Source organism: Micromonospora globispora, assembly GCF_003857015.1.
GTDB classification, from domain to species: domain Bacteria; phylum Actinomycetota; class Actinomycetes; order Mycobacteriales; family Micromonosporaceae; genus Micromonospora; species Micromonospora globispora.
This window is the reverse complement of sequence record NZ_QGGF01000105.1, coordinates 1-1,827: the sequence shown is the minus strand read 5'-3', so window position 1 is coordinate 1,827 and position 1,827 is coordinate 1. Positions and strand designations below refer to the sequence as shown.

The following is a 1,827-nucleotide window of genomic DNA, read 5'->3' as shown; positions in this document are numbered from 1 at the left end:
GCCGCGCCGCACCACCGGATGGCGCTGACCGACCCCGCGCGGCTGGCCCGGGTCACCCCGGCCGGTGCGCCGCTCGGCCCGGCCGACCTGCCGGAGCTGCTCGCCCTCTACGCCGCCGCCTACCCCGGCAACTGGTTCGACCCGCGGATGCTGGACACCGGGCAGTACGTGGGCATCCGTGAGGCCGGGGAGCTGGTCGCCGTCGCCGGCGTGCACGTCTGGTCACCGACCTGGCGGGTCGCCGCCCTCGGCAACGTCACCACCCACCCTCGCGTCCGCGGACGTGGGCTGGCCGGCGCCGCCGTGGCTGCGCTCTGCGCCCGGCTGCGCGACACCGTCGACCACGTCACCCTCAACGTCCGGGCGGACAACACCGCGGCCGTGCGGCTCTACCAGCGGCTCGGCTTCACCCCGGTCGCCGACTTCGTCGAGTGCGGCCTGCGCGCCCGGCGGTGAGGTCAGAGGCCGCGGCTGGGTGAGTGGAAGCGGCCGGCGCGGATCTCCCGCAGTGCCCGGCGGCGGGTGTCGCCGCGCAGCGTGTCGACGTAGAGGCGTCCCCGCAGGTGGTCGGTCTCGTGCTGCAGGGCGCGGGCCAGGAAACCGCTGCCGGAGATGGTGAGCGGCTGGCCGTGCTGGTCGAAGCCGTGCGCGGTGGCATGCATCGCGCGGGGCGTCGGGAAGTACAGCCCCGGGATGGACAGGCAACCCTCGTCGTCGTCCTGCAGCTCCTCGGACAGCTCCAACGTCGGGTTGATCAGGTGGCCGCGGTGACCGTCGGCGTCGTAGACGAACACCTGCGCGCTCACCCCGATCTGCGGGGCCGCCACGCCGGCCCGGCCGGGCGCGCCGAGCAGCGTGTCCATCAGGTCGGCGACCAGGGCGCGCAGGTCGGCGTCGAAGCTGGTCACCGGTTCGCACGAGGTACGCAGGACGGGGTCGCCGATGATCCGGATCGGGCGCATAGTCATGCCCGGAAGGCTATCCGTCCGTTACCGCCGCCGGTGCGCCCACCCGCCGGTCAGCGGCTGCGGACGAGCACCTCGATGCCGTCGAGGATGCGCGCCAGGCCGAACTCGAACGCCCGGGCCGGGTCGGCGGCGGCCTGGTACTCCTGCCCGGCGGCGGTGCCGACCCGGGTGGCGAGGGGAAACCGCCGCGGGTCCATCACCTTCTCCAGGTACGGGGCGTGGGCGTGCCACCACTGCTGCTCGGTCATCCCGGTGCGCTGCGTCGCCTGGGCGGCCTCCACCGCGCCACGTACCGCGCCGTGGACGTAGCCGTTGACGAGGGTGACGACGGAGTCCATCTCCAGGTCGGTCAGGCCGACGCCGTCGACCGCGGCCAGTTCGTACTCGTACTTGGCGGTGAGGTTGGGGCCCAGCGGCGGCCGGGTGGTGGCGACCTGCAGCAGCCACGGGTGGCGCAGGTAGAGCGCCCAGTTCTCCCGGGCGATCTGCTCCAGCCGCCCCCGCCACCCGCCGGGGACGTCGCGCGGCCGGGCGGTCTCGCCGTAGACGGTGTCGAGCATGACGTCGAGCAGTTCACCCTTGCCGGGCACGTGCGTGTAGAGCGACATGGTGCCGACGCCGAGCCGCTCGGCGACGCGGCGCATGGACAGCGCCGCGAGCCCCTCGGCGTCGGCGACGTCGATGGCGGCGCGGACGATCCGCTCGACGCTCAGGTCGCCGCCCCGGCGGCTGGGCCGGTCCCGGGTACGCCAGAGCAGGGCGAGGCTGCGGGCGGGATCCCCGGTGCCGCTGTACTCGGTGGTCACCACGCGGACCCTACCGGCGGCCGGGCGACGGTCAGGGCCCGCGGTGCGGGGCC

At 74.8% G+C, this 1,827-nt stretch carries 3 protein-coding genes; 1 reads left to right on the top strand and 2 read right to left on the bottom strand.

The genetic code is table 11. From position 1 onward, the window contains the following. The coding region (locus tag DKL51_RS03890; RefSeq protein WP_124811730.1) for a GNAT family N-acetyltransferase at positions 1 to 456 on the top strand (456 nt) is incomplete at its 5' end. 2 nt (positions 457 to 458) lie between these two features. Here DKL51_RS03890 and def read toward each other — a convergent pair. Then, entirely contained in the window at positions 459 to 968 is a 510-nt protein-coding gene (def, locus tag DKL51_RS03885) for a peptide deformylase (RefSeq protein WP_124811729.1), read from the bottom strand. Between the two features lie 50 nt (positions 969 to 1,018). Next, on the bottom strand, positions 1,019 to 1,774 hold the full coding sequence (locus tag DKL51_RS03880; RefSeq protein ID WP_124811728.1) for a TetR/AcrR family transcriptional regulator: 756 nt from the start codon (positions 1,772 to 1,774) through the stop codon (positions 1,019 to 1,021). Positions 1,775 to 1,827: the final 53 nt, after the last annotated feature.